The organism is Roseovarius sp. (assembly GCF_018066915.1).
In the GTDB taxonomy this organism is placed as follows: Bacteria; Pseudomonadota; Alphaproteobacteria; order Rhodobacterales; family Rhodobacteraceae; genus Roseovarius.
In genome coordinates, this window is the sequence record NZ_JAGPVV010000334.1 from 1 (window position 1) to 2,508 (window position 2,508).

General features: G+C 62.2%; 8 protein-coding genes. All 8 read left to right on the forward strand.

Annotation, left to right across the window (positions count from 1 at the left end; all coding sequences use genetic code 11):
* A partial coding sequence (locus KBT70_RS18665; RefSeq protein WP_296637731.1) for a hypothetical protein occupies positions 1-251 on the forward strand: 251 nt, incomplete at its 5' end.
* Positions 248-508, forward strand: coding sequence for a hypothetical protein (locus tag KBT70_RS18670; protein WP_296637732.1), 261 nt, complete (start codon positions 248-250; stop codon positions 506-508). The genes KBT70_RS18665 and KBT70_RS18670, both read left to right, overlap by 4 nt.
* 93 nt (positions 509-601) lie before the next feature.
* Positions 602-871, forward strand: coding sequence for a hypothetical protein (locus KBT70_RS18675; protein WP_296637733.1), 270 nt, complete (start codon positions 602-604; stop codon positions 869-871).
* Positions 872-984: 113 nt separating this feature from the next.
* Positions 985-1,212: a hypothetical protein gene (locus tag KBT70_RS18680; protein ID WP_296637734.1), complete on the forward strand. Its 228-nt coding sequence runs from the start codon at positions 985-987 to the stop codon at positions 1,210-1,212.
* Positions 1,209-1,463 (forward strand): hypothetical protein, encoded by a 255-nt coding sequence (locus KBT70_RS18685; RefSeq protein ID WP_296637735.1) that lies wholly within the window; start codon positions 1,209-1,211, stop codon positions 1,461-1,463. Before KBT70_RS18680 ends, KBT70_RS18685 begins: the two co-directional genes overlap by 4 nt.
* The gene (locus tag KBT70_RS18690) at positions 1,460-1,723 is read left to right on the forward strand and encodes a DUF2312 domain-containing protein (RefSeq protein WP_296637736.1); all 264 of its coding nucleotides are present in this window, start codon (positions 1,460-1,462) and stop codon (positions 1,721-1,723) included. The genes KBT70_RS18685 and KBT70_RS18690 overlap by 4 nt, the downstream gene beginning before the upstream one ends.
* Positions 1,720-2,055 (forward strand): hypothetical protein, encoded by a 336-nt coding sequence (locus KBT70_RS18695; protein WP_296637737.1) that lies wholly within the window; start codon positions 1,720-1,722, stop codon positions 2,053-2,055. Before KBT70_RS18690 ends, KBT70_RS18695 begins: the two co-directional genes overlap by 4 nt.
* 3 nt (positions 2,056-2,058) lie before the next feature.
* Positions 2,059-2,508, forward strand: a 450-nt coding sequence (locus tag KBT70_RS18700; protein WP_296637738.1) for a hypothetical protein, incomplete at its 3' end; no start/stop codon positions are given.

Below are 2,508 nucleotides of genomic sequence, written 5' to 3' on the forward strand. Positions count from 1 at the left end.
TGCGCGGATACATGCCCGGCGATCACATCTTGGTCGATACACATCAGTCAGAACGCTGCAAATCAGGCGATATTGTCATTGCTCAGCTCTATAACTGGCAAACCGGCACCGCCGAAACCATCCTGCGCATTTATGAACCGCCCGTGCTGGTCATGGCCAGCGCCGGTCTGATTGCCCCGATGACCCGCGTGGTGGATCATCAGAACGTGGTGATCAAGGGCAAGGTCATCGCCAGCTGGCGGCACGCATGACGACCCCGGAAGAGAGGCAGGCGCGCGAGACGCGCGCGCGCACGGTTGACGGCTGGGTGCGCGTGGCCTGCTTGATTGTTTTGCCAGGCGTGATCTTCTGGCCGATCTGGATACCCCTTGAAAGCACCATCGGGCCAGAGGCCTTGGTTGCGATCGTCATCGCGACACAATGCGCGGCGGTGATGATCCTGCCGGATCGGATCACACCACACGCTATGCGTGCGCTTGATTTCTTCAAGGGTAGGCAGCGCGACTAACACAAAATTTCAGCAATCCTAACATTTTCAGTTGACAGTCACGGGTAGCAACTCCTAACTGGGCCATAGGACAGGCTTAGGAGACCCCGCATCATGTCAGCACAACTTGCACAAACACCGATCCCCCACATTCCCCACGCCCGCGCCGGTCGGATCACCGATCAGGTGCTGGATCATATCATCGCCGCGGCCAAGACCGCACAAACTGCCCAGACCTTGACCGAGGCGGACGCGGCGCTGATCCTCGTCACACTCCCCCAGATCGCCGAAGAGCTGCGCCAACGCCGCGCCGCGATGGATCTGATTTCGGACGTGACCGATCTCGACAACGTTTTGTTCATGCCCTCGCCCGCCAAGGGCTGAGGCTACGGGACGGGGCCGTCCCGGGGGCACCTGGTATCTGCTCGCCCCCCGCCCGCCATCACTCACACGGGGCCGCAGGACGGCGCGACCCCACTTTTTCCCCGAGGCAGACCATGACCACAGGCATTATCGCAATCGCGATCCTCACCCTGCTCGCCATCACGGTGGCAGGTTTTTTTCTGCTGCTGCGCCTGACTGACGATCTTTTTGAAGACATGGGCGGCGGCAAGCGCAGGCGCTTCCCCGACAGTCCGGATGATTTTTGTCAGGATGATTTCCACGCCGCCATGCAGCGCCAGATCGCCCGCGAAAAGGGCATCAACAAGGGCCGGGGCCAATGATCTTTCTCGATACCGCCCAGGTGGCCGAACGCCTCGGTCTGCGCGATGCAGGCGCATTCCTGCGCATCCGCGACCGGCTCGAAACCGTGCAGGATTTCCCGCCGCCCTTCCCAACGCTGCACCGCCCCCTGCGCTGGCGCGCTGACGCGGTGCAGGCATGGATCGAGGCCCAAGGCCTGCCCGAACCACTCCCATTCACCCCTGCGCCCGGCAGCAATGTCGTGCTGATGAAAGAGGCCCGAAAGGCATGAGCGAGAACGCAAACGATAGCAACTACCGCGTGACCGCTGGCGAGCTGCGCCAGTTTATCGAACGCTACGAACGGCTCGAGGCCGAAAAAAAGGACATCGCCGACCAGCAAAAGGAAGTGCTGGCCGAGGCCAAGGGGCGTGGCTACGACACCAAGGTTATGCGGATCGTCATCGCGCGCCGCAAACGCGACCGGGATGATCTCGCCGAAGAAGGCGCGGTGCTCGATCTCTACGAAGACGCGCTCGGGATGAAGTCATGAGCGTCCCAACAAAAGACCGCTTGGCCGCTGAACTGCGCGCCGTCGCTGACAATGCACGGCCCGCCAATGCCACAATATACCGGGCGCTCGCAGATCGCGCCGCGACAGGCGAGTTTGACGACTATGGCGACGTGCATGTGTGCGGCCCAACCGCCCTCTTTGTCGAACTTAACAGGGCAGGCCTGACCAAATTCGCAGCCCGTGTCGCAGCCGGCGAATTCGACGCCAGCGCAGAGGAAAGCGAGGCGTGGGCGCGGTCTCAGACAGACCCCGAGACCTTGCGCATCATGGACGCCATGGGCATCGGCCCGGATAGATCGAAGGACTGCTGACCAATGTCTCAACCCATCCGCGAGACGATCAAGGGCCTGCGCCAGCGCCAGCGCGCGGATGGAACATGGCGCATCTGGTGGGAACCCAAACCCGCCGAACGGGCTTTGGGCTTTTCCGCCACCGAACTTGACGCAACCCGCCCGGCCCTGTCGATCCGACAGGCGACGCAGATCAACGCCGATGTCGAACGCGCCCGCAAAGGTGAGCCGCGCAAAGGCACGAGCGGCCCGCGCACGATCGACGCCCTGATTGTCGACTATCGCAAGTCCCGCTTTTTTCTCGACAAGCGGCCCGCCACGCAGCGCAGCTACAACATCAACCTCAACGCCATTGCCAAGAAATGGGGGCCGCACCGCGTGGCCGATTTCACCAAGCCGGTGATGCACGAGTGGTATGAAACGATCCGCGATCGCAGCGGCCCGGATCAGGCGCTGCAACTGACCGGCATGATG

What these genes read in the sequence shown, in the direction of transcription:
- KBT70_RS18670 (WP_296637732.1), top strand. Translation starts at nt 248, where the DNA reads ATGACGACCCCGGAAGAGAGGCAGGCGCGCGAGACGCGCGCGCGCACG.
- KBT70_RS18675 (WP_296637733.1), top strand. Translation starts at nt 602, where the DNA reads ATGTCAGCACAACTTGCACAAACACCGATCCCCCACATTCCCCACGCC.
- KBT70_RS18680 (WP_296637734.1), top strand. Translation starts at nt 985, where the DNA reads ATGACCACAGGCATTATCGCAATCGCGATCCTCACCCTGCTCGCCATC.
- KBT70_RS18685 (WP_296637735.1), top strand. Translation starts at nt 1,209, where the DNA reads ATGATCTTTCTCGATACCGCCCAGGTGGCCGAACGCCTCGGTCTGCGC.
- KBT70_RS18690 (WP_296637736.1), top strand. Translation starts at nt 1,460, where the DNA reads ATGAGCGAGAACGCAAACGATAGCAACTACCGCGTGACCGCTGGCGAG.
- KBT70_RS18695 (WP_296637737.1), top strand. Translation starts at nt 1,720, where the DNA reads ATGAGCGTCCCAACAAAAGACCGCTTGGCCGCTGAACTGCGCGCCGTC.